Annotated in this window: 1 pseudogene; it reads left to right on the forward strand. The window is 48.1% G+C overall.

The window, feature by feature from the left end:
- Positions 1–534 (forward strand): annotated as a pseudogene (locus B3O33_RS05435) (VWA domain-containing protein); the annotation flags it as partial.

Below are 534 nucleotides of genomic sequence, written 5' to 3' on the forward strand. Positions count from 1 at the left end.
CCCAGTTTACGAATATTAGAATCCATTCGTTTGCCTTATCGCGACGATAACCGTTTTGTCTGGGAGTTTGAAGAATTCGATTTTCTGGCGCACGGGGCTGAATATATTCCGGCCAGCCAGCGGCAGGTTCGCAGATATGTCAGCGCCGTTGAAATGGCCAATGAAGTGGATTGTGAGCTGGCCGGCGATGATGCCCAGGAAATCTGGATCTGCTCAACCAAATTCATGCCATATGAAGATGCCGGTGAAGCCACGGTCAGCTTTAATGAGATGTGGGGTAAAGATCCCGTCTCCGGACCCTATCATTATCAGGAATGGGATTATCAGGTACAGCTTTATCGTCCGGATTGGAGCACGGTATATGAATATCGTCCCAAGAAAGGTGATCCAGAAGACATTGATAATATCCTCAAAGAATATAAACCGGTGGCACATCGTATCCGGCAGATCATCGACTTATTGACACCGGCCGGGGTGCAGCGAGTTCGCAATATGGAAGATGGCGACGAAATTGATATCAATGCTGCGGTTGAT

The organism is Methylophaga sp. UBA1464 (assembly GCF_002325665.1).
GTDB lineage: Bacteria > Pseudomonadota > Gammaproteobacteria > Nitrosococcales > Methylophagaceae > Methylophaga.